The sequence below is a fragment of the Collinsella aerofaciens genome (assembly GCF_028207065.1).
Classification (GTDB): Bacteria; Actinomycetota; Coriobacteriia; order Coriobacteriales; family Coriobacteriaceae; genus Collinsella; species Collinsella aerofaciens_AR.
Window position 1 is genome coordinate 1 of the sequence record NZ_JAQLFP010000015.1, and the last position, 19,228, is coordinate 19,228.

At 62.3% G+C, this 19,228-nt stretch carries 18 protein-coding genes and 1 tRNA gene; 18 read left to right on the top strand and 1 reads right to left on the bottom strand.

Annotated elements, in window-relative coordinates; all coding sequences use genetic code 11:
* Window positions 1–56: 56 nt before the first annotated feature.
* Window positions 57–1,517 carry a pyruvate kinase gene (gene pyk / locus PMX72_RS05640; RefSeq protein WP_117637393.1) on the bottom strand — a complete coding sequence of 487 codons (1,461 nt, stop codon included), beginning with the start codon at window positions 1,515–1,517 and terminating at the stop codon, window positions 57–59.
* A 442-nt stretch (window positions 1,518–1,959) separates the two neighbouring features.
* Here pyk and PMX72_RS05645 point away from each other — a divergent pair, with 442 nt between their 5' ends.
* The 18 genes from PMX72_RS05645 (at window position 1,960) to rsmI (ending at window position 19,162) form a co-directional block, all read left to right on the top strand.
* On the top strand, window positions 1,960–4,641 hold the full coding sequence (locus PMX72_RS05645) for a cation-translocating P-type ATPase (RefSeq protein WP_271728812.1): 2,682 nt from the start codon (window positions 1,960–1,962) through the stop codon (window positions 4,639–4,641).
* 247 nt (window positions 4,642–4,888) lie between these two features.
* Window positions 4,889–6,073 carry a ribosome small subunit-dependent GTPase A gene (rsgA, locus tag PMX72_RS05650; protein ID WP_271728811.1) on the top strand — a complete coding sequence of 395 codons (1,185 nt, stop codon included), beginning with the start codon at window positions 4,889–4,891 and terminating at the stop codon, window positions 6,071–6,073.
* Between the two features lie 252 nt (window positions 6,074–6,325).
* Window positions 6,326–6,985: a Flp pilus assembly protein CpaB gene (gene cpaB / locus PMX72_RS05655; RefSeq protein WP_226790441.1), complete on the top strand. Its 660-nt coding sequence runs from the start codon at window positions 6,326–6,328 to the stop codon at window positions 6,983–6,985.
* Entirely contained in the window at window positions 6,985–8,634 is a 1,650-nt protein-coding gene (locus PMX72_RS05660; RefSeq protein WP_271728810.1) for a nucleotide-binding protein, read from the top strand. Before cpaB ends, PMX72_RS05660 begins: the two co-directional genes overlap by 1 nt.
* Window positions 8,631–9,959 (top strand): CpaF family protein, encoded by a 1,329-nt coding sequence (locus PMX72_RS05665; protein ID WP_117634305.1) that lies wholly within the window; start codon window positions 8,631–8,633, stop codon window positions 9,957–9,959. Before PMX72_RS05660 ends, PMX72_RS05665 begins: the two co-directional genes overlap by 4 nt.
* On the top strand, window positions 9,932–10,858 hold the full coding sequence (locus PMX72_RS05670) for a type II secretion system F family protein (RefSeq protein WP_117563706.1): 927 nt from the start codon (window positions 9,932–9,934) through the stop codon (window positions 10,856–10,858). The genes PMX72_RS05665 and PMX72_RS05670 overlap by 28 nt, the downstream gene beginning before the upstream one ends.
* Entirely contained in the window at window positions 10,855–11,496 is a 642-nt protein-coding gene (locus tag PMX72_RS05675) for a type II secretion system F family protein (RefSeq protein WP_055250542.1), read from the top strand. Before PMX72_RS05670 ends, PMX72_RS05675 begins: the two co-directional genes overlap by 4 nt.
* Before the next feature lie 10 nt (window positions 11,497–11,506).
* Window positions 11,507–11,740 (top strand): hypothetical protein, encoded by a 234-nt coding sequence (locus tag PMX72_RS05680; RefSeq protein ID WP_089572694.1) that lies wholly within the window; start codon window positions 11,507–11,509, stop codon window positions 11,738–11,740.
* Complete coding sequence (locus tag PMX72_RS05685; protein ID WP_128620524.1) at window positions 11,704–12,267, top strand: hypothetical protein; 564 nt, start codon at window positions 11,704–11,706, stop codon at window positions 12,265–12,267. Before PMX72_RS05680 ends, PMX72_RS05685 begins: the two co-directional genes overlap by 37 nt.
* A 1-nt stretch (window position 12,268) precedes the next feature.
* Complete coding sequence (locus tag PMX72_RS05690; protein ID WP_271728809.1) at window positions 12,269–12,487, top strand: hypothetical protein; 219 nt, start codon at window positions 12,269–12,271, stop codon at window positions 12,485–12,487.
* The gene (locus PMX72_RS05695; RefSeq protein ID WP_271728808.1) at window positions 12,462–12,959 is read left to right on the top strand and encodes a TadE/TadG family type IV pilus assembly protein; all 498 of its coding nucleotides are present in this window, start codon (window positions 12,462–12,464) and stop codon (window positions 12,957–12,959) included. Before PMX72_RS05690 ends, PMX72_RS05695 begins: the two co-directional genes overlap by 26 nt.
* 76 nt (window positions 12,960–13,035) lie before the next feature.
* A complete protein-coding gene (locus tag PMX72_RS05700; protein ID WP_271728807.1) occupies window positions 13,036–15,096 on the top strand; it encodes a hypothetical protein in 2,061 nt (686 codons plus the stop codon).
* Window positions 15,096–15,572: a TadE/TadG family type IV pilus assembly protein gene (locus PMX72_RS05705; protein ID WP_117563701.1), complete on the top strand. Its 477-nt coding sequence runs from the start codon at window positions 15,096–15,098 to the stop codon at window positions 15,570–15,572. The genes PMX72_RS05700 and PMX72_RS05705 overlap by 1 nt, the downstream gene beginning before the upstream one ends.
* Complete coding sequence (locus tag PMX72_RS05710) at window positions 15,569–15,928, top strand: DUF192 domain-containing protein (protein WP_271728806.1); 360 nt, start codon at window positions 15,569–15,571, stop codon at window positions 15,926–15,928. Before PMX72_RS05705 ends, PMX72_RS05710 begins: the two co-directional genes overlap by 4 nt.
* Window positions 15,929–16,252: 324 nt before the next feature.
* Window positions 16,253–16,537: an ATP-binding protein gene (locus tag PMX72_RS05715; protein ID WP_118206062.1), complete on the top strand. Its 285-nt coding sequence runs from the start codon at window positions 16,253–16,255 to the stop codon at window positions 16,535–16,537.
* Between the two features lie 123 nt (window positions 16,538–16,660).
* Window positions 16,661–16,733 (top strand) — tRNA-Phe (locus PMX72_RS05720).
* 482 nt (window positions 16,734–17,215) lie between these two features.
* Window positions 17,216–18,277 carry a glycoside hydrolase family 5 protein gene (locus PMX72_RS05725; protein ID WP_055309641.1) on the top strand — a complete coding sequence of 354 codons (1,062 nt, stop codon included), beginning with the start codon at window positions 17,216–17,218 and terminating at the stop codon, window positions 18,275–18,277.
* 6 nt (window positions 18,278–18,283) lie between these two features.
* Window positions 18,284–19,162, top strand: a complete 879-nt coding sequence (rsmI, locus tag PMX72_RS05730; protein ID WP_271728805.1) for a 16S rRNA (cytidine(1402)-2'-O)-methyltransferase — start codon at window positions 18,284–18,286, stop codon at window positions 19,160–19,162.
* Window positions 19,163–19,228: the final 66 nt, after the last annotated feature.

Below are 19,228 nucleotides of genomic sequence, written 5' to 3' on the forward strand. Positions count from 1 at the left end.
CCGGAAGGCGAAGCCTTCCGGGCCCTTTGCAATGCAAACATGCTTGCAAGTACGACTTAACGCACCTGAGCGACGTAAGCGACGTTGGTCGAGGAGACCTTGTCCTCGAGCTGGACGCTCATGCGGGGATCGCCGGCGGTAGCGACGGTCAAATCGCCAGCCTCGACGTAGCCGAGCTCCTTAGCGGTCTCGATCGCCTTGACGATCGTGCCGTTGACGGTGCCCTGGGTAATCTCGGCCTGATGCGGGATAACGCCCCAGTACATAATCATCTGCTGGACGGCCCACTCGTGGCGGGAGAACGCGCAGATCGGCATGTTGGGACGGAAGTGCGAGATCAGGCGAGCAGTACGACCGGTGGTCGTCGGCACGGTGATGCACTTGGCGCCAACGGTGGTGGCCATGTTCACAGCGGACATACCCACAACGTTGTTGACAACGCGGGTGCCGTGAGCATCGGCCGGAACCTCGAGCGGAGCGTGGGCCGGGAGGTACTTCTCGGTCTCGAGAGCAATGCTGGCCTGCATCTTGACGGCCTCGACCGGGTACTTACCGGCAGCGGACTCGCCAGAGAGCATGACGGCGTCGGTGCCGTCGTAGATGGCGTTAGCAACGTCGGCAACCTCGGCGCGCGTCGGGCGCGGGTTCTGCTGCATGGAGTCGAGCATCTGCGTAGCGGTGATGACGGGCTTGTAGGCCGCGTTGCACTTGGCGATGATCTCCTTCTGGATGTGCGGAACGAGCTCGGGCTTGATCTCGATACCCAGGTCGCCACGGGCGACCATGATGCCGTCGGAAGCCTCGAGGATCTCGTCGAAGTTCTCGACGCCCAGGGCGCACTCGATCTTCGGGAAGATCGTCACGTGCTCGCCACCGTTCTCGCGGCAAAGCTTGCGGATGCCGCGGACGGACTCGCCGTCACGGATGAAGGAAGCGGCGATGTAGTCGATGTTCTCGGTCAGGCCAAAGAGGATGTCCTGACGATCGCGCTCGGTGATGGCGGGCAGCGAGATGTTGACGTTGGGCATGTTGACGCCCTTGCGCTCGCCGATCAGGCCGTCGTTCTTAACGACGCAGGTCATGTCCTGGCCGCTGACGGACTCGACCTCGAGGGCAACCAGGCCGTCATCGATCAGGATGAGGGAGCCCTTCTCGACCTCGGAAGGCAGAGCCAGGTAGTCGAGGGAGATGTGCTCAGCGGTGCCGTGGAAATCCTCGGACGTGGGCTGAGCGGTGACGACGATCTTATCGCCGGTCTTGACGGCAACCTTCTTGCCGTCGACCAGAAGGCCGGTGCGGACCTCGGGGCCCTTGGTGTCGAGCAGGATGCCGACAGGCAGACCGAGCTCCTTGGAAATACGGCGGACGCGCTCGATGCGACCGTGGTGCTCGTCGTAGGAGCCGTGCGAGAAGTTAAAACGGGCGACGTTCATGCCCGCCTTGATCATCTCGCGGATGGTCTCGTCGCTATCGCAGGCGGGACCCATGGTGCATACAATCTTAGTGCGCTTGTACATTCAGACCTCCATCTGACATCGTCTTGCGCTGATAGATAAACCATAAGAAATAAAACCGTGTTGATTATAACGAAATGCCGACCGAATACCCCATAAAATCGACCGTATGCCGAATTAGAAGTTCATTTTTTGCGGAATAAACGGTATATGAAAAAACTTTACCAACCGCTCCAACCGCTGCTATCTGGGCGATATTTCAGTTTGACGATGTGCCGAAGAAAAAACGTTTTATCAATGTTGAGCATCACACGGTCTGCACCGTTGCGTGCGGACCGCATTTCCAAATGGATTGTTTTGGCTAGACGCGTCGTTTTGGGTTACCATAGCTCCACTATCAACTGCCGCTCAGCACGGCAGCCTTGATGAGCCCTTGCCCTTCTCCTGGGAATTATGATCGGGCATCAATCTGCTGAGTGGCCCGAATCCCAGGAGGGGACTCTATATGCAAAAGGAATACCTGTCCGCCGCGGCGGAGGTGCTCAGCGACCAAGGTGTCGATGAGAACCTCGGCCTGAGCAACGACGAGGCGTCTTCGCGCCTCGCCAAGACAGGCCCTAACAAGCTCGAGGAAGCCGAGAAGACACCGCTGTGGAAGCGTTTCTTTGAGCAGATGGCCGACCCCATGGTCATCATGCTGATCGTTGCCGCCGTCATCAGTGCGCTCACGGGCATGGTCAAGGGCGAGCCCGACTTTGCCGATGTTGCCATCATCATGTTCGTCGTTATCGTCAACTCGGTGCTGGGCGTGGTCCAGGAAGCCAAGAGCGAGGAGGCCCTCGAGGCCCTGCAGGAGATGAGTGCGGCGCAGTCCAAGGTGCTGCGCGACGGCAAGCTCGTGCACCTGCCGAGCGCCGAGCTCGTGCCCGGCGACGTGATCATGCTTGAGGCGGGCGACTCCGTCCCGGCCGACTGCCGCGTGCTCGAGAGCGCCACGATGAAGATCGAAGAGGCCGCGCTCACCGGCGAGTCCGTGCCCGTAGAGAAGCACGCCAACGTGATCGAGCTTGCCGCGGGCACCGACGACGTGCCGCTCGGCGACCGCAAGAACATGTGCTACATGGGCTCCACCGTCGTGTACGGCCGCGGCCGCGCCGTCGTGGTCGGCACCGGCATGGATACCGAGATGGGCAAGATCGCCGGCGCCCTGGCCGAGGCCAAGGAAGAACTCACGCCGCTGCAGGTGAAGCTCGCCGAGCTCAGCCGCATCCTCACCATCATGGTGATCGTCATCTGCGTCGTGATCTTTGGCGTTGACATCCTCCGCCACGGCGTGGGCAACGTCCTTACCGATCCGACCGCCTTGCTCGACACCTTTATGGTTGCCGTCTCGCTCGCCGTCGCCGCCATCCCCGAGGGCCTGGTCGCCGTCGTGACCATCGTGCTTTCGCTCGGTGTGACCAAGATGGCTAAGCGCCAGGCGATCATCCGCAAGCTCTCTGCCGTCGAGACCCTCGGCTGCACGCAGACCATTTGCTCCGACAAGACCGGCACCCTTACCCAGAACAAGATGACCGTCGTCAAGCACGAGCTCGCTGCGCCCAAGGAGAAGTTCCTGGCCGGTATGGCCCTGTGCTCCGATGCCCAGTGGGACGAGGAGCTGGGCGAGGCCGTGGGCGAGCCGACCGAGTGCGCGCTCGTCAACGATGCCGGCAAGGCGGGTCTCACCGGCCTGAATGCCGAGCACCCGCGCGTGGGCGAGGCCCCGTTCGACTCGGGCCGCAAGATGATGTCCGTGGTCGTCGAGACCCTGGACGGCGAGTACGAGCAGTACACCAAGGGCGCGCCCGACGTGGTGATCGGCCTGTGCACCCATATCTACGAGGGCGATAAGGTCGTCCCCCTGACCGAGGAGCGCCGCGCCGAGCTCGTGGCGGCCAACAAGGCCATGGCCGACGAGGCCCTGCGCGTACTGGCGCTGGCAAGTCGCACCTACACCGAGGTCCCGAGCGACTGCAGCCCCGCCGCGCTCGAGCACGACCTGGTCTTCTGCGGTCTTTCCGGCATGATCGATCCGGTCCGCCCCGAGGTCGCCGACGCCATCCGCGAGGCGCACGACGCCGGAATTCGCACCGTCATGATCACGGGCGACCATATCGACACTGCCGTGGCCATCGCCAAGCAGCTGGGAATCGTCACCGATCGCAGCCAGGCCATCACCGGCGCCGACCTCGATCGCATGAGCGATGAGGAGCTCGACGCGCACATCGAGGACTATGGCGTGTACGCCCGCGTCCAGCCCGAGCACAAGACCCGTATCGTCGAGGCCTGGAAGTCGCGCGACCAGATCGTCGCCATGACGGGCGACGGCGTCAACGACGCCCCGTCCATCAAGCGCGCCGACATCGGCGTGGGTATGGGCATCACTGGTACCGACGTCACTAAGAACGTTGCCGACATGGTACTCGCCGACGACAACTTTGCCACCATCATCGGCGCCTGCGAAGAGGGTCGCCGCATCTACGACAACATCCGTAAGGTCATCCAGTTCCTGCTTTCGGCCAACCTTGCCGAGGTGTTCTCGGTGTTCATCGCCACGCTCATCGGCTTTACCATCTTCCAGCCGGTGCAGCTGCTGTGGGTGAACCTGGTTACCGACTGCTTCCCCGCGCTCGCGCTGGGCATGGAGGATGCCGAGGGCGACATCATGAAGCGCAAGCCGCGCAACGCCAAGGACGGCGTCTTTGCCGGACATATGGGTCTGGACTGCGTGGTTCAGGGCCTGATCATCACCGTGCTGGTGCTGGCGAGCTTCTTTGTGGGCGTGTACTTTGACATGGGCTACATCCACATCGCCGATATGATCGCCGGCGCCGCCGACGAAGAAGGCGTGATGATGGCCTTCATCACGCTCAACATGGTCGAGATCTTCCACTGCTTTAACATGCGCAGCCGTCGCACGTCGCTGTTTAAGATGAAGAAGCAGAACAAGTGGCTGTGGGCTTCTGCCGCGCTGGCACTTGTGCTGACGGTGATCGTAACCGTGCAGCCGACGCTTGCCGAGATGTTCTTTGGCCCCGTGACGCTCGAGCTCAAGGGCGTTATCGCCGCGCTGGGCCTTGCCTTCCTGATCATCCCGCTGATGGAGATCTACAAGGCGATCATGCGCGCGGTCGAAAAAGAGTAACGTTCCTGTCCGGGCCCGACCGCCTGCGGGGTTTCCACGGGCACGTCCTCGCCGCTTTGCGGCTGCGGGATGTGCCCTTAGGAAACCCCTCCCGGCGGGCGGGCCCTGCGGTATCCTTGCTGGCTTTTCTCCCGTGCGGATGAAAAGGGCTGAGGGAAAGTATGTGAGCTGGTCGGGCTTTGCCCGGCCAGCTCTTTTTGATTTAAAATACCTGCTCAGTTGTGATTTTTGGTGCTGGGAGGCGTTTGTGGCTAAGGCTAAGGCTAAGGCGAAGAAAAAGACGACGGGGGCGCGGGCTAAGCGTGATCGTCGTCGGAAGCTCGCGACCGAACCCCCTGCATCTGCTGAGGAGTTGCTGGCGAGTGTACCGGGGCTTGACGCGCTGCAGGATGTTCCGGCGTTTGATGACCTGCCGGTCGATGAAGCTCAGCAGGCTGCCTTTGATGATTTCTGCGCACATGCCGAGGAGCCCGAGCAGATGCAGCTTGGCGCCGTGGTGCGCCTGGACCGCGGGTTTCCGCTGGTGGCGACTGCCGATGACACGTTTCGTGCCGAGCATGCCGTAGGGTTTGCCAAGTCGCGTGGCGAGGACGAGGTCTTGCTGCCCGCCGTGGGCGACCGCGTGGTGGTTCGCCGCGCTCCCGGGCACGATATGGGCGTGATTGAGTGCGTGCTGCCGCGCCGTACGAGTTTTGAGCGCTGGCGCGGACGCGCTCGCGGTGAGCGTCAGGTGCTCTGCTCCAACGTGGATAGCGTGCTGATCGTGCAGGCGCTCGGTGCCGGCGAGGTGCTGCTCGACCGCGTGGCGCGCTCGCTGGTGTTGGCGCTCGACTGCGATGCCGAACCGGTGGTGGTACTCACCAAAGCTGACCGCTGCGATGCCGGGGAGCTCGAGCGCGATCTAGACCGCGTGCGCCGCCTGGTGGGTCCGGACGTGCGCGTGATCGTGACGTCCTCTGCCGAGGGCCGCGGCCTGGACGAGGTCCGTGCCTGCGTGCCTGCCGGGAGCTGCGCCATGATTCTGGGCGAGTCGGGTGCCGGCAAGTCGACGCTGCTCAATGCGCTGCTGGGCCACGATACGTTGGCGACCGGCGGTGTGCGCGAACGCGACGACCAGGGCCGTCACACTACCGTCGCGCGCGTGATGGTAGCGCTGCCGGGCGACGCCGGCGTGATCGCCGATGCCCCGGGCCTGCGCAGCTTACCGCTCGTGGGTCACGAGCGGGGTCTGGCGCGCGCCTTCCCCGAGATTGTCGAGGCATCGCGCGCGTGCCGGTTTGGCGATTGCACGCATACCCATGAGCCGGGTTGCGCCGTTCGCGAGGCCGAGGACGCCGGGCAGATCGACAGTCTGCGTTTGGAAACGTTCCAAAACCTGGCGTCATCCATGCGCGTGAGTGCTCAAATGCTCGATCCCGATGTCCATCTGTAATTGATTTTTCCTATGACTGCCGTCTCCCAACTGTTCGGGAGACGGCTTTTTTGCTGCGGAAAAGCCTCGAAACATGCAGTTTGCTGACGTGCTGACCAAAACCTTGCCACGAGCTTGACGGGCTGGTCAGCTTTTGGTCAGCGATTGGTTTGACATCGAAAACCAAGATTGCGATTGCGCCGCTTTGCACTCTGACCGCCCAGACAATGGTGGTACGGGCATTCGCCCGGCACTGCCATGAGAGGAGCGGCCGTGAACAAGAGCAAGCGCATCGCCATCAGTCTGGTCGCGGGCGTGCTCGCTGCTCTGCTCTGCATGGTTTACGGCTCATCGATCCGCTCACAAGCCGAACAGGTCCAGGCTGAGACCTTGGCCAAGTACGGTGGCGATCGCGTCGAGGTATGCGTCGCGGCGCGCGATATCGATGTGGGCGAGACCCTCGATGAGACCAATGTCATAACCCAGGAGTGGCTGACGAGTCTGCTGCCGCGTGACGCGGCGACCGAGCTGCGCCAGGTGCGCGGCGACGTGACGACTTCGCGTATTCCCAAAAACGCCGTGATCTGCAATGTCTACACCAAGGTCGAGAGCCGCAAGCTCGAGGTGCCTAAGGGCAAGGTCGCCGTTTCGGTGGCGGTCGATGCCGAGCACTCGGTCGGCGGTGCTACGGGCGTGGGCAGCTACGTGGATGTGTATGTGCAAAAAGACGGCGTGACCGATCGGCTGTGCGGCGCGTACGTGATCGATACCAGTGAGGATTCCGGTGCCACGCGCGAGGGCAAGATCGAATGGGTGACGCTGGCGGCTGACCCCGAAGACGTCAAGGAACTGCTGGGAGCCTCGGGCAAGGGAACGGTCAGCTTGACGATTCCCGCCACGGCGCGCGGCAAAAAGAGCGGAGGCGACGAGTGATGAAGGCGATCTGGCTTGCGTGCTGCGCGTGCGGCGATTACGGGCTGTTGCAGCGGGAAGTCGAGGGCCGTGATGCGGGTGCACAGGTGCTTCGCGTGGGTGACCTGGACGGGCTGGTTTCCATGGCGCGGGCGTTTCCGTCGCGCCGCGGGGCTGCCATCATCGCGGCGTCTCTGTTTGATACCGAAGATGTGCGCAAGACTGTTGCGCGCCTGACGGCCGAAGGCCGCGTGAGTCGCGTGGTCGTGTTGATAGAAGCGCTCGATCCGTCGGATATCGAGGGGCTGTTTCGCGCGGGGGCGACCGAGGTCATCGCTGCACACAGTATATGCGGCAACGGGCGCGCGGGCGAGGGAGCGGTTGATTCCGATCGGCGCATGACGATTGAGCCCGATGCTTTTGTTGATAGGGAACCCGGGGCGCCTCGCGCTACAAGAGGCCCGCGTGTTGATGATTATGGAAAAGCGGAAGCCGAGCATGGTCGGCGCCCCCGGAACCCCCTTGTATACGATGACGCTGGAGGGCCGGCGCAGCATGCTGGCGACTCCCCGGCAGTAGATATGGGATACGTGCACGGCGTGAATCTGGCGGATGAACTCGACGAAGTTGAGGGCCTTGCCGGGTGCGGCGAGTTGTCGCTGATGCAGCATGAGCAGATTGCGCAGAACGAGCCTGCCTCGCAGACCGAACAAGCAGCCATGCCGGCTTGGACGCAGCACGTGGTTGCGGCGGGGGAGACGGGGACGCTGTCACCGACGCCCGCCCCGCCGCCTCCGATGCCGCCGGCAGACGCTACCGCTCCGCCGCATCGAGCTCCAGTCATCTGCGCTATTTCGGGTTCGGGCGGTTGCGGCAAGTCGACGATCGTTGCCACCATGGCACACACATCGTCGCTGTTGGGCTTGCGTGCCGCCGTGCTCGACCTGGACCTGATGTTTGGAAACCTTTACGACTTGTTAGGCGTCGATGCTCCGCGCGATATGGCGGCACTTATCGAGCCGTCGGCGGCGGGCACGCTCACCGAGCCGGATATCGTAGCCACATCGATGCGCGTGGCACCGGGCGTTACGCTCTGGGGTCCCGTCGCAGCGCCCGAGCAAGCCGAGCTCATGGCGCGTCCGGTGGAGCTACTGCTTGATGTTCTGCGTCGCGAATCCGACGTGGTCTTTATCGATACCTCGGTCTTTTGGGGCGACGCCGTGGCGGCTGCGGTGGCGGCGAGCGACCGTTGCCTGGTCGTTGGCGATGCGGCGGTGTCATCCGCGGCATCGGCATCGCGCGTCATTGAACTGGCAGGTCGAGTAGGTGTGCCGCGCACGCGCATGAGCGCCGTGTTCAACCGGTTCGGTGCGCGCGGGGCAGACGAGGACGTCGCCATGCGCTTTGAGATTGCCTGTGCGTTAAGCTCCAAGATTCGTATCGCCGATGGCGGGCAGGATCTCGCCGCGCTCATGGCGTTTGGGCGCGCTGACGAGGCAGTGGGGCAGACCAGCGCTTTTGCGACTAGCGTGCGCGAGGCCACGCGCGAGATGCTCGTGGAACTGGGGTGCGCCGTCGGCCCTTGGAGCGATATGGTCGCCGACCGTGCAACGCGCACCGAACGTCCGCGTATCCGCCTTCCCTGGTCGCGCGAGGGTGATCAGCGATGAGCCTGCAAACGAGGATTAAGGCTGCCGGCGCTGCGGCGGCGGCAGCGCCTGTAGATGTGGGGCGTCGCCGCGCCGTGAAACGACGCACCAAGCGCGCCGTGATGGACCGCATGGGTTACGACGAAGTGGCGCGTATCAGCGCCTATATCGACCCGGCACTTGCCCGCTCGGAATTGCGTCCTGCGGTGGAGGCGGCGCTCAATGTTGAGGAGCCGACCGATCTCGCGACGCCCGAGCGCGAGACCATCATCGACGAGATTTTGGATGACGTGGTGGGCTTGGGGCCGTTGCAGCCGCTCATCGAGGACGACACCGTTACCGAGATCATGATCAACGGCTGCCGCTCGGCTTTCTTTGAACGCGGCGGCGTCTTGTACCCCATCGAGCATGCGTTTGAGGATGATGAGCAGATCCGTGTGCTTATCGACCGCATTATCTCGCCACTTGGCCGCCGTATCGACGAGCGCAGCCCCATCGTCAACGCCCGCCTCAAAACGGGCTATCGCGTCAACGCGGTGATTCCGCCTGTGGCGATTGACGGACCGATTCTCACCATCCGAAAGTTCTCGGACCGTATCTGCTCGCTGGACGAGCTCGTGGGGTTGGGATCGCTGCCGCTTTGGTATGCGCAGCTGCTGTCGTGTGCGGTGTCGCTGCGACAGGACCTGGCGGTTGCGGGAGGCACGGGATCTGGTAAGACCACCCTGCTCAACGCGTTGTCATGTGAGATTTCCACCGGCGAGCGCATCGTGACGATCGAGGACTCTGCCGAGCTCAAGTTTGCGCATCATCCGCACGTGGTGCGCCTAGAGGCGCGCGAGGCTTCAATTGAGGGCGAGGGCGCGGTGACGATCCGCGACCTGGTGACTAATGCCCTGCGCATGCGCCCCGACCGCATCGTGGTGGGCGAGGTGCGCGGTGCCGAGTGCTGCGACATGTTGCAGGCCATGAACACGGGCCACGACGGGTCGCTCACCACGCTTCATGCGGGTTCAGAACAGGAGACCGTGGTGCGTCTGACGTTGCTTGCACGTTATGGCATCGATCTGCCGAGCGAGCTCATCGAGGAGCAGATTGCCATGGCACTCGACGGTATCGTGATGTCCGAGCGCCACGCCGATGGCAGGCGCTTCGTCTCCTCGTATTCGGGGGTGCGACGCGCCGCATCGGGCGGCGTAGAGCTCGAGCGCTATGTGACGTTCGATGCCGCCGAGCGCACCTGGACGCTTGACCGCGAGCCGCCGTTTATCGCAGAAGGCCTGCGGTCGGGGACGCTCACACAAGAGGAGGTGGACGAATGGAGATCACTGTGCCCCTCGTCGTAGGGGGCTTGGCAGGGCTTTCTGTCGCGACGGCGTGCGGGGCGGAACCTCGTGTGCCGCAGGTACCGCCGGCGGAGCTGGCACGTCAGGCGCTCGAGACGGTGGCAGAGAAGCTGCCGCGTGAGCTGGTGGAAAACGATCTGCTGAAAAAGATCGCCCGTTCGTGGGCATCGCTGGCTCCGGCGCATCGCCTTGGCCTCGTGATCGAAGATGCTTCGGGACGTTTGGCGTTTCTGCTGCTATCGAGCGGTGTCTGCTGCGTTTTACTAACGATGGTGTCGTTATCGCCCCTCGGATTTGCCTTGGGACTTGTTGCTCCGTTTGCCGTTGGTGCCGCTCGGGATGGCTTTGAGAGCCGGCGCGAGCAACACGATGCAGAAGAGGCAATGCCCGAGGCGTTTACCGCACTTTCCATGTCGCTTGCCTCGGGACATTCGCTGGCCCAGGGCATGCGCTTTGTGGGCGCTCATGCGCAAGAGCCAGTGCATACCGAGTTTTTGCGGGTGGCGGCGGCGATCGATTGCGGCATCTCGGCGACCGACGCGCTCGATGACTTGCTCGTGCGTATCGACGCCCCCGGTCTTTCGCTTGTGACCTTGGCGCTTAAGGTGTCTCAGCGCACCGGCGCTCCGCTTGCCGACTTACTGTCCGAGGCGTCGAGCATGGTGGGGGAGCGCATTGAGCTCAAGCGCCGCCTGGATGTTAAGACGTCGCAGGCTCGCATGTCTGCGCATATGGTCGCGGCGATGCCGGCGGGCATGTGCGCGGTGTTGGCGCTGCTTTCGGCAGATTTTCGTCGCGGTCTTGCGACGCCTGCCGGCGCGGGCGCTGTGGTGCTGGGTCTTGCCCTCAACGCCGTTGCCCTGGTGGTTATCCGGCGCATTATGCGGGTGGAGCTATGAGCGCCCCGGTTGCAGTTGCGGCTTGCCTGTGCGCCCTGAGTGTATTTGTCGCGACGGGTTTGGATCGGGCGGATGCACGCAAGATCGCAGGGGCCTGCAAGCGCGAGGCGGTGCTGGTCGCTGCCGCGGGTCGCTCGGTGGTCGATGCTCTGACCGCGCGAGTGAAGGGCGCGGTTGGAGCGGGCGGCCCGGCGCGAGTGTCGCTCGGCGAAGTGTCCGAGATGATCGATGTTGTGCGCTTGGGTCTTTCGGCCGGTCTTTCGTTTGATGCGGCGCTTGAGATTTTCTGCGCCAACCGCCGGTCAGTGCTGGCTCTTCGCCTTGAGCGCGCCTGCATGGCGTGGCAGGTGGGCGTGGGCACGCGTGAGGACGAGTTGTTGGCCGCCGCGCGCGACCTGGACGTGCGAGCGCTCGAGACCTTTGCCATCACGGTGGGGCAGGCGCTCGCCCTGGGTGCCCCACTTGCCGAGACGCTGGCCGCTCAAAGTCGCGAGATCCGTGCGGCTCATCGCGCCGCGGTCGAGCGCGAGATCGAGCGTGCACCCGTCAAGCTGCTGATTCCCACCGGCACGCTCATCTTGCCGGCGTTGCTTCTGTCCATATTGGGCCCGCTGCTGGGAGCAGGCGGGATGATGTAGGGAGGAATACATGAACACGATGACTGACGCTGCTGGCAAGGTCCAGGGCTGGGCGTTTTGCCGGGCGGCACATGTTCGTCAGCGCGCCAAGGAACTATTGCAGGAGGAGAGTGCACAGGGTACCACCGAGTATGCCATCTTGGTCGGCGTGCTCGTGGTGATCGCGATTATCGCCATCGTCGCATTTAAGGGCAAGGTCCAAGATCTATGGAACGCTATCAGCGAGGGCATCAACAGCCTGTAGAGGGCGAGCGCCCCATCGGGGTGCTGCTGGTGTTTGCTTGCCTGACCGTGGCGATAGCGGCGGTGCTTTGGGGGCTTAACGCCGCGCGGCAGCAGCGTCCTGGGACCGCCTCCGATTTGGGCTCAGATTCGGCGGTGGCGTCTCAAAAAGATGAGATGCGAGATGCGGACGATTCGGATGTCGCTGTCACGGCGCAAACCTTTCTGCGGACGCTCGACAAGCGGTCTGGCACTGCGACGGATTCGCCTGAGGGCAACGCGATTGCGGTCCGGCTTGCATGGTCCGAGGACCGACCGATGACCGAAGCGGCGGCGGATATGCTGCGTGCCTATCGCGAGGTACCCACGGCGCAACTTGCTCTGAGCGGCTATCTCGACATCAAGGGAAACGTGTGGGGCGCCATCGTGCGCGACGAACGCGGCTGGGTCGATATGGTGACAATTGCCGCGGATGCTGGCGATGCTTCGTGTCGTCTGCGCGCCGTGCGCCTGAGCCCGCAGGCAACGGACTCAAAGGAGGGATCGTGAAATGCATGATGTCCTGCGTGAGGAATCTGCCCAGGCGACGGTCGAATACGCCATCGTCACGGTGGCGCTGTTATCGATCGTGCTGGCGATCGCGGGACTTTGGCGTGCCGGCACCGATGGGCGCTTGGCGGCGCTGGTTGAGCGGGCGGCATCCCATGGCGTTGCCTCGACGTCGGTTATCGACGCCGCTGCGGGTGCTGAGGACATCGCGCTGTATTGATATCGCGCGCGAGGACCGGGCGCAGTCTACGGTCGAGGCCGCTTTTTTGCTGCCGACGTTTCTGACACTCATCCTTCTCGCGCTGCAACCGGTGTGCCTGCTCTATACGCGCGCGGTCATGGAGTCTGCCGCCGCCGAGACCGCGCGGCTCATGACCACGACGACGGCGGAGGACGACGATCTTAAGGAGTTCACCCGCCGCCGACTTGCCGCAGTGCCCAACGTTTCGATCTTTCATGCCGGCGGGCCGTTGTCGTGGGATATCGAGCTTGGCCGGGCCGGTGCGGGTGGCGTCTCGTCCGTGTCCGTTTCCGGCGAGGTCAAGCCGTTGCCTGTGATCGGTGCGTTTGCGCAGGCTATGGGTGGTACCGCCGAGGGCGGCTACGTTGAGCTCAAGGTCGATGTCTCGTATCAATCGCGTCCCGAATGGCTGGAGGGAGATTATGATTCGTGGATTGCTGCATGGGATTAGGCGCTGCCTGTTGCGGGTGACGCAAGGGTTTGCGGCCCGCCGTCGACCAGGCGCTCTCCGCAAACGAGGCGGCTTTATGGGTCGAGCCGGTATCGACCTGTTTATCGAAGACGGTGCCTACACCACGCTCTCCTCTGCGGTGGTCATCTTGGTGGTGCTCACGCTGCTGTTTTCGTCGACCGCGGCGATATGGAGCATGTCGCGTGCCGGGGATACCCAGGTGGCGGCTGATAGCGGCGCGCTGGCGGGTGCCAACGTAGTGTCGTCCTATCACACGGCTGCCACGGTGGTTGATGCGAGCATCTTGAGTCTGGGGCTGGCGGGGTTTGCCACGATCGGGACGGGCCTGGTCGCCATCCTCATCCCGGGTGCCGAGCCGGTTGCCGGCAATATGGTCGACACCGGGATTGAGATCATTAAAACGCGCAACAAGTTTGCCAAAAGCGCATCGGAAGGCTTACAGAAAATCGAGACGGCTCTGCCGTATCTGATCGCCGCGCGTGCCACGCAGGCGGTGTCGGCGCAGGATACCGATAGTGTGACCTATACCGGTACGGCGCTTGCCGTGCCCAGGACATCCGAGTCTGACTTCGCTGCGCTCGAGGGGTCCGAGATCTCGACCGATGCCATTAAAGACACATCAGATGATTTAGAGTGTGCGGCCGAGGAGCTGCGGAAGGCTTCTGAGGACACGGCGAAGGCTAAAGAGCGTGCTTGGCTGGCGGATTGTGGTGGGTCTGACAAGGGCTCGGTCGGCAGCTGTTCTTGCATGTGGGAGCGTGCGAAAAGCCTAACGGATCTCTCCGGTGTTCAAAATCCGCATTACTCATCGAGCGTTACGTGGGAGCCCCAAGTTGCCCTTGATCGCGCGAAGGACTACTACCATTGGCGTCTGACAAATGAGAAGCCCCACGGCTCGAGTGTCGAGATGAAGGCAGAGTCTGCGGCGCGTAAGGCGTTTTATACCTATGCGAGCGCGGAGGTCGATCGGGCGCATATAACCGAGAACGGAGACAGGGTTTCCTCCTATATTCCGCTGCTGCCGCGCAACTCTGATGAGGTTCGGGCGACGGAACTCTATACCGATGCGGTGTGGCCGACGAGCGTGAACGATGACAAGGCGTATCTGCATTACGGGACGACCTGCCCTAACTATAAGAAAGGGACGCCGAGCGGATTTGCTTCGGTTGCCGATTACGATGGACAGGATAAATGCAGCAAATGCCATTTTGGCGTTTTGTCGCTTGGTGCTGTTGCGGCGCCTTCAACCTCTATCGAAAACGGCTTCGAATATCACTTCGACGAGTTCAAAAAGGCCTTGGAGGAATACGTCAAATGTCGGAACAAAGAGCTTGAGCTCATGCGTCAGACCGAGGATGAGGCCGACCGTGCGAGCAATGCGTTTGACCAGGCCATTAAAGCGCTTTCGGGCGAGCGTCCGCGTATCGCTCCGCCCGGTCGCAACGGCGTGGTTGCCTTTGCGGTTTCGGGTGCCATCTCGAGCCCCGATGAGCTCAACTCTTCGTTTAACACGGCAGTCAGGCTTGGCGATCGCGGTGCCATCTCTGCCGCGGTGCTGGCGCCCGATGAGGCGACGGCGCAAAACAACGTGCTTTCGCGATTTTTCTCGACATTGAAGGAACGCTCGGGTGGCGTTGCCGGCGTACTCGATGGCGTCATGGATGTCTGGGGACGGCTGCTTGTGGGATACGGAGACATCCAAGGTTCGGCCGACGAACTTATGGACGAGATGATTAAAGGCCTAGGAGGGGGCAGCGGCGCGTTGGGCTCCATCGCATCGTGGCTCGGCGATACCGTTTCGGCGTCCGTGGCGGCGCTGGGTTTGGAACCGTGCGACTTGCGCCTGCGAAAGCCGGTGCTGACTGATTCCGCCAACGTCATTAAGAGCCCGGGGTCTGACATTGCTGGTCTCTCTCAAGCGCAAGACAAACTGCGAAGTATTCCGTTGGGCGTGACCGATCCCAAGGCGCTTTGCGAGGCGTTGGAATATCAAGTCGAACGCACCATCAGCGGTACGGTGTTCACGCTTGCGGAGATTCCTCTGCCCGGCGGCGGCTCCATCCCGCTCACCGTCGATGTCGCCACGCTGGTTGGCGCTCTGGGCGGTGGGTCGTAATGAGTATCCGCATGCGTCTGCGCGAGGAGCGCGCCCAAGCGACGGTGGAGATAGCAGTGGTTACGCCCGTTTTGCTGGTGCTGGCACTCATCGTATACAACGTCATGATCTATGCCAGCGCTGTCGCGCGCTTCGACCGCGTGGTGCCCGACATCGTGTTGGCGCACGCCGTGGCGCCGAGCGGGGAGGGCGACGAAAGCTCTGTCGATGCCTCGGCGACGGTCCGGACTCAAATTCTGAATGCCATGGAAGGCTATGACTTGCAGATCGAAGTGTCGAGCGAGCAAGGCGCGGAGGCATCGGATGGTGGCCTGCTCTCCCTATCCGGTACGTTTAGGACCTACACCTGCACCATGCACTATGAGCCGTGGCCGACTTCTCTCAGCATCGCTGGCGTTCCGCTGGGGGCGCCGACAACGTTGTCGCACGAGCGCGCGGTGACGGTCGATCCATGGCGTCCGGGGGTGGTCATGTGACCGCGGTCTCGTCCTACATCGCCTACGCGCGGGCACTCAATAGGCTGGGCTGGACGCCGGCCGAGTTTGCGGTGGCGGAGTCGTTTGTCGTGCGCCTGCGCGGCATGCTGGGACGGCGTCCGGTTGCCGCCAACGGCCTGCCGCTCGTCATGGCGTTTCCACGCTGCTCTTCGGTCCACACGTGTTTTATGGCCTATCCCATCGACATCGCCTTTATCGATGCACGTGGCTATGTCCTCGTATGCTATGAAAACGTACGTCCCTGGCGTATGTGCTCCTGCCCCGGCGCCTGGGCCGTACTAGAGCGTCCTTCAATCATTGTTTCGACCCCTGCTCTCCAACGCGTGCCGGCTTAAGAATTGGCGACAGCGGACTTTCGTCATACGAAATTGGGTAAGATGGAGGAGAAGATGCATGGATGTTGAGATCCATCCCAACGCTAAAAAGCACCTGACGGAAAAGCAGGTGCTTAGCGCTTGGCTTGCGGTTACTGAGTGCATTCGTCGCGAGTCGAAGGACGAGCCGCCGAGATGGCTTGCGATTGGATGGCTCCCAGACGGACGAAGCGTGGAGCTTGTCGCGGTCGAGCTTGTCCGTGGGTGGCTTATCATTCATGCCTTGTCTCCAGTCCAGAAGAAATTTTGGCAGGAGATTGAACGGGCTCGGCAAAGGGGTCGATGATGGGCAAGACGTATACGGCCGCTAAAGGTCAGGTTGTAACGGATGAAATGATTGACGCGTGGTGCGAGTCGTACGAGCGCGGAGAGTTTCCGGATGGCGAACATACCGTTGGTGGGATCGTGCATGGACGGCCCCCGCTCTCAGGTGAGGGGACGGCAACGTTGTCGGTCAAGATTCCTCTGGGAATGAAGGAGGCCATTCGTCGACGGGCGGCTGCCGAGGGGATGACGCCAAGTGAGTTTGCCCGTGCGGCTCTGAGCGAAAAACTTCTTGCTGCCGGCTGATGTCTCTGACGTGCCGATTTATAGAACCGAGGCTGTGCTCAAAAACTTTTTTAAAATTCTCGGTTGACCGGAACGCGTCCTTGGTTATACTAATCAAGCCTTGAAACAAGGCACACCTCAAATGGCTGGGTAGCTCAGTTGGTAGAGCAGAGGACTGAAAATCCTCGTGTCAGGGGTTCGATTCCCTTCCCCGCCACCTTGAATTGACTAGGACCTCTGCAAAGGGGTCCTTTTCTTTTATGCAGCCCCCACATGGAATCGAACCCCGTGAGGGCGCGGAGCTGAGTAAACGCGTAAGCGTTTGCCAGCGCAGCTCGCAAGGCGCGTAAGCGCCGCAGCGGTCCGTCCGCGCAGCGCGCGGACGCGATTCCCTTCCCCGCCACCTTGAATTGACTAGGACCTCTGCAAAGGGGTCCTTTTCTTTTATGTAGGGTTCTGCGGAAACTGCGTCCCAGAATAAGGGCTCAGAACGGGACACACTTTCCGGTGCCTGCCTCCGGCGCGCGTACACACCTCGTCGCACCATTCCGAGCCCGCCCGCCCCAGACATTCCTCCCACTTTCGCGTCACTTTGCAGACCGTTCGGTCGCCTGTCCGCACACGCGGGTATACTCAAAACGATACTTATCCTATGCAATACGATGCGGGTTCGACCTGCATGATCCGAAGGGGGCAGTGATGGAGAGGATACTCGGCGTTAATCTCTCTGGCTGGTTTATTCCCGAGCCTTGGGTGACCCCGTCGCTGTACGCGGCGACCGGCGCATCCAACGCAGCCGAGCTGCAGGAGGCCATGGGTACCGCCGCTTACAACGAGCGCATGCGTCGTCATTACGAGACGTTTGTGAGCGAGGACGATTTTCGCCGCATGGCGCAGATCGGTCTCAATGCCGTGCGTCTGCCGGTGCCCTGGTATGCCTTTGGCTCACAGGAGTCCGATGCCTCCTACATATCGGTTGTCGATTACATCGACCGCGCGATTGAGTGGGCTGCCAAGTACGATATCCGCGTGCTGCTCGATCTGGCAACCGTGCCCGGTGGCCAGGGCGATTCCAACGATTCGCCCACCACGCCGGAGGCTGTCGCCGAGTGGCATTCGTCCACCAACGGCCGTCATGTCGCACTCGACGTGCTCGAGCGCTTGGCCGATCGCTATGGCGAGGCCGAGAGCCTGCTGGGCATTGAGCTGCTGGACACGCCGCAGATGAGCGTTCGCAAGAGCCTCTTCACCATGACGGATGGCATTCCTGCTCACTACCTGCGCAATTTCTATCGCGATGCCTACGAGCTCGTTCGTTCGTATATGCCCGAGGATAAGATCGTCGTCTTCTCGTCGTCGGGGCATCCCAGCGAGTGGAAGCATTTTATGCGCGGCGCCAAGTACAAGAACGTCTACATGGACCTTCACCTGTACCATTACCGCGACGAGTATGCGCTCGACATCACGAGCCCTCGCGGGCTGACGACGGCGATTTCGCGTAACAAGCGCGAGCTTAAAGAAGCGATTTCGACTGGGTTCCCCGTGCTGGTGGGCGAATGGTCGGGCGCGGCGATCTTTGCCAACTCGTCGGTTACGCCCGAGGGCCGCAATGCCTACGAGCGCGTGTTTATTGCCAACCAGCTGGCTTCGTTTGCGCCGGCTGCCGGTTGGTTCTTCCAAACGTGGAAGACCGAGAAGCGCATTGCAGCATGGGACGCCCGCGCGGCGCTCGGTACGCTCGAGCGCGGCATGATTGAATAGGTTGATATGACGCAAAACAGCGCCCATACGGGCAAACTCTATGTGGTCGGCACGCCCATCGGCAACCTGGGCGACCTGTCCCCGCGCGTTGGTGAGGCCTTTGCCGCTGCTGATGCCATCTGCTGCGAAGACACGCGTGTGACGTCAAAGCTACTGATGCACCTGGGCATTTCCAAGCCGCTTGTCCGTTGCGACGAGAATGTGATCGCCAGCCGCGCCGCCGGCCTGGTCGACCGTCTGCTGGCGGGGGAGACCCTCGCTTTTGCCTCGGACGCCGGCATGCCGAGCGTGTCCGATCCCGGCCAGGCGCTGGTCGAGGCGGCGCGTGAGGCCGATGTGCTCGTCGAAGTTATTCCCGGGCCCTCTGCTTGCGTCACGGCGCTTGTTTCGTCCGGCATTCCCTGCGAGCATTTTTTCTTCGAGGGCTTTTTGGGCCGAAAGCACGGCGACCGTGTGCGCCGTTTGCAGCGCCTTGCCGTGGTGCCCGGCGCACTCATCTTCTACGAGTCTCCACATCGCATCGTGGCGACGCTCGAGGCCGTGGCGGAGGTCTTTCCCCAGCGTGAGGTCGCCGTCTGCCGCGAACTCACCAAGCTGCACGAGGAGGTCTTGCGCGGGCCCGCTGACCAGCTTGCCGAGGAGCTGCGTGCTCGCGGCGAGGTAAAGGGCGAGATTGCGCTGGTCATCGCGCCGCCGAGCGAGGATGAGGAGGCCGGCATCGCGCCGGTTGGCGCTGCGGTAGCGGATCCCGACGAGGCCCTGCGCGAGGATATCCGCACCGCGCTCGAGGAGGGGGAGCCCGCCTCTGCGGTGGCCAAACGCCTGTCTCAGAAGTATTCGCGCCGCAAGCGCGATGTCTATGCCATGGTGCTCGATATGCAATAGATGGAGGATATCCAGCCCTTGCGCTAGAATCATCCCCTGTATGCAACGTTTTTCTGGAGGACAAAC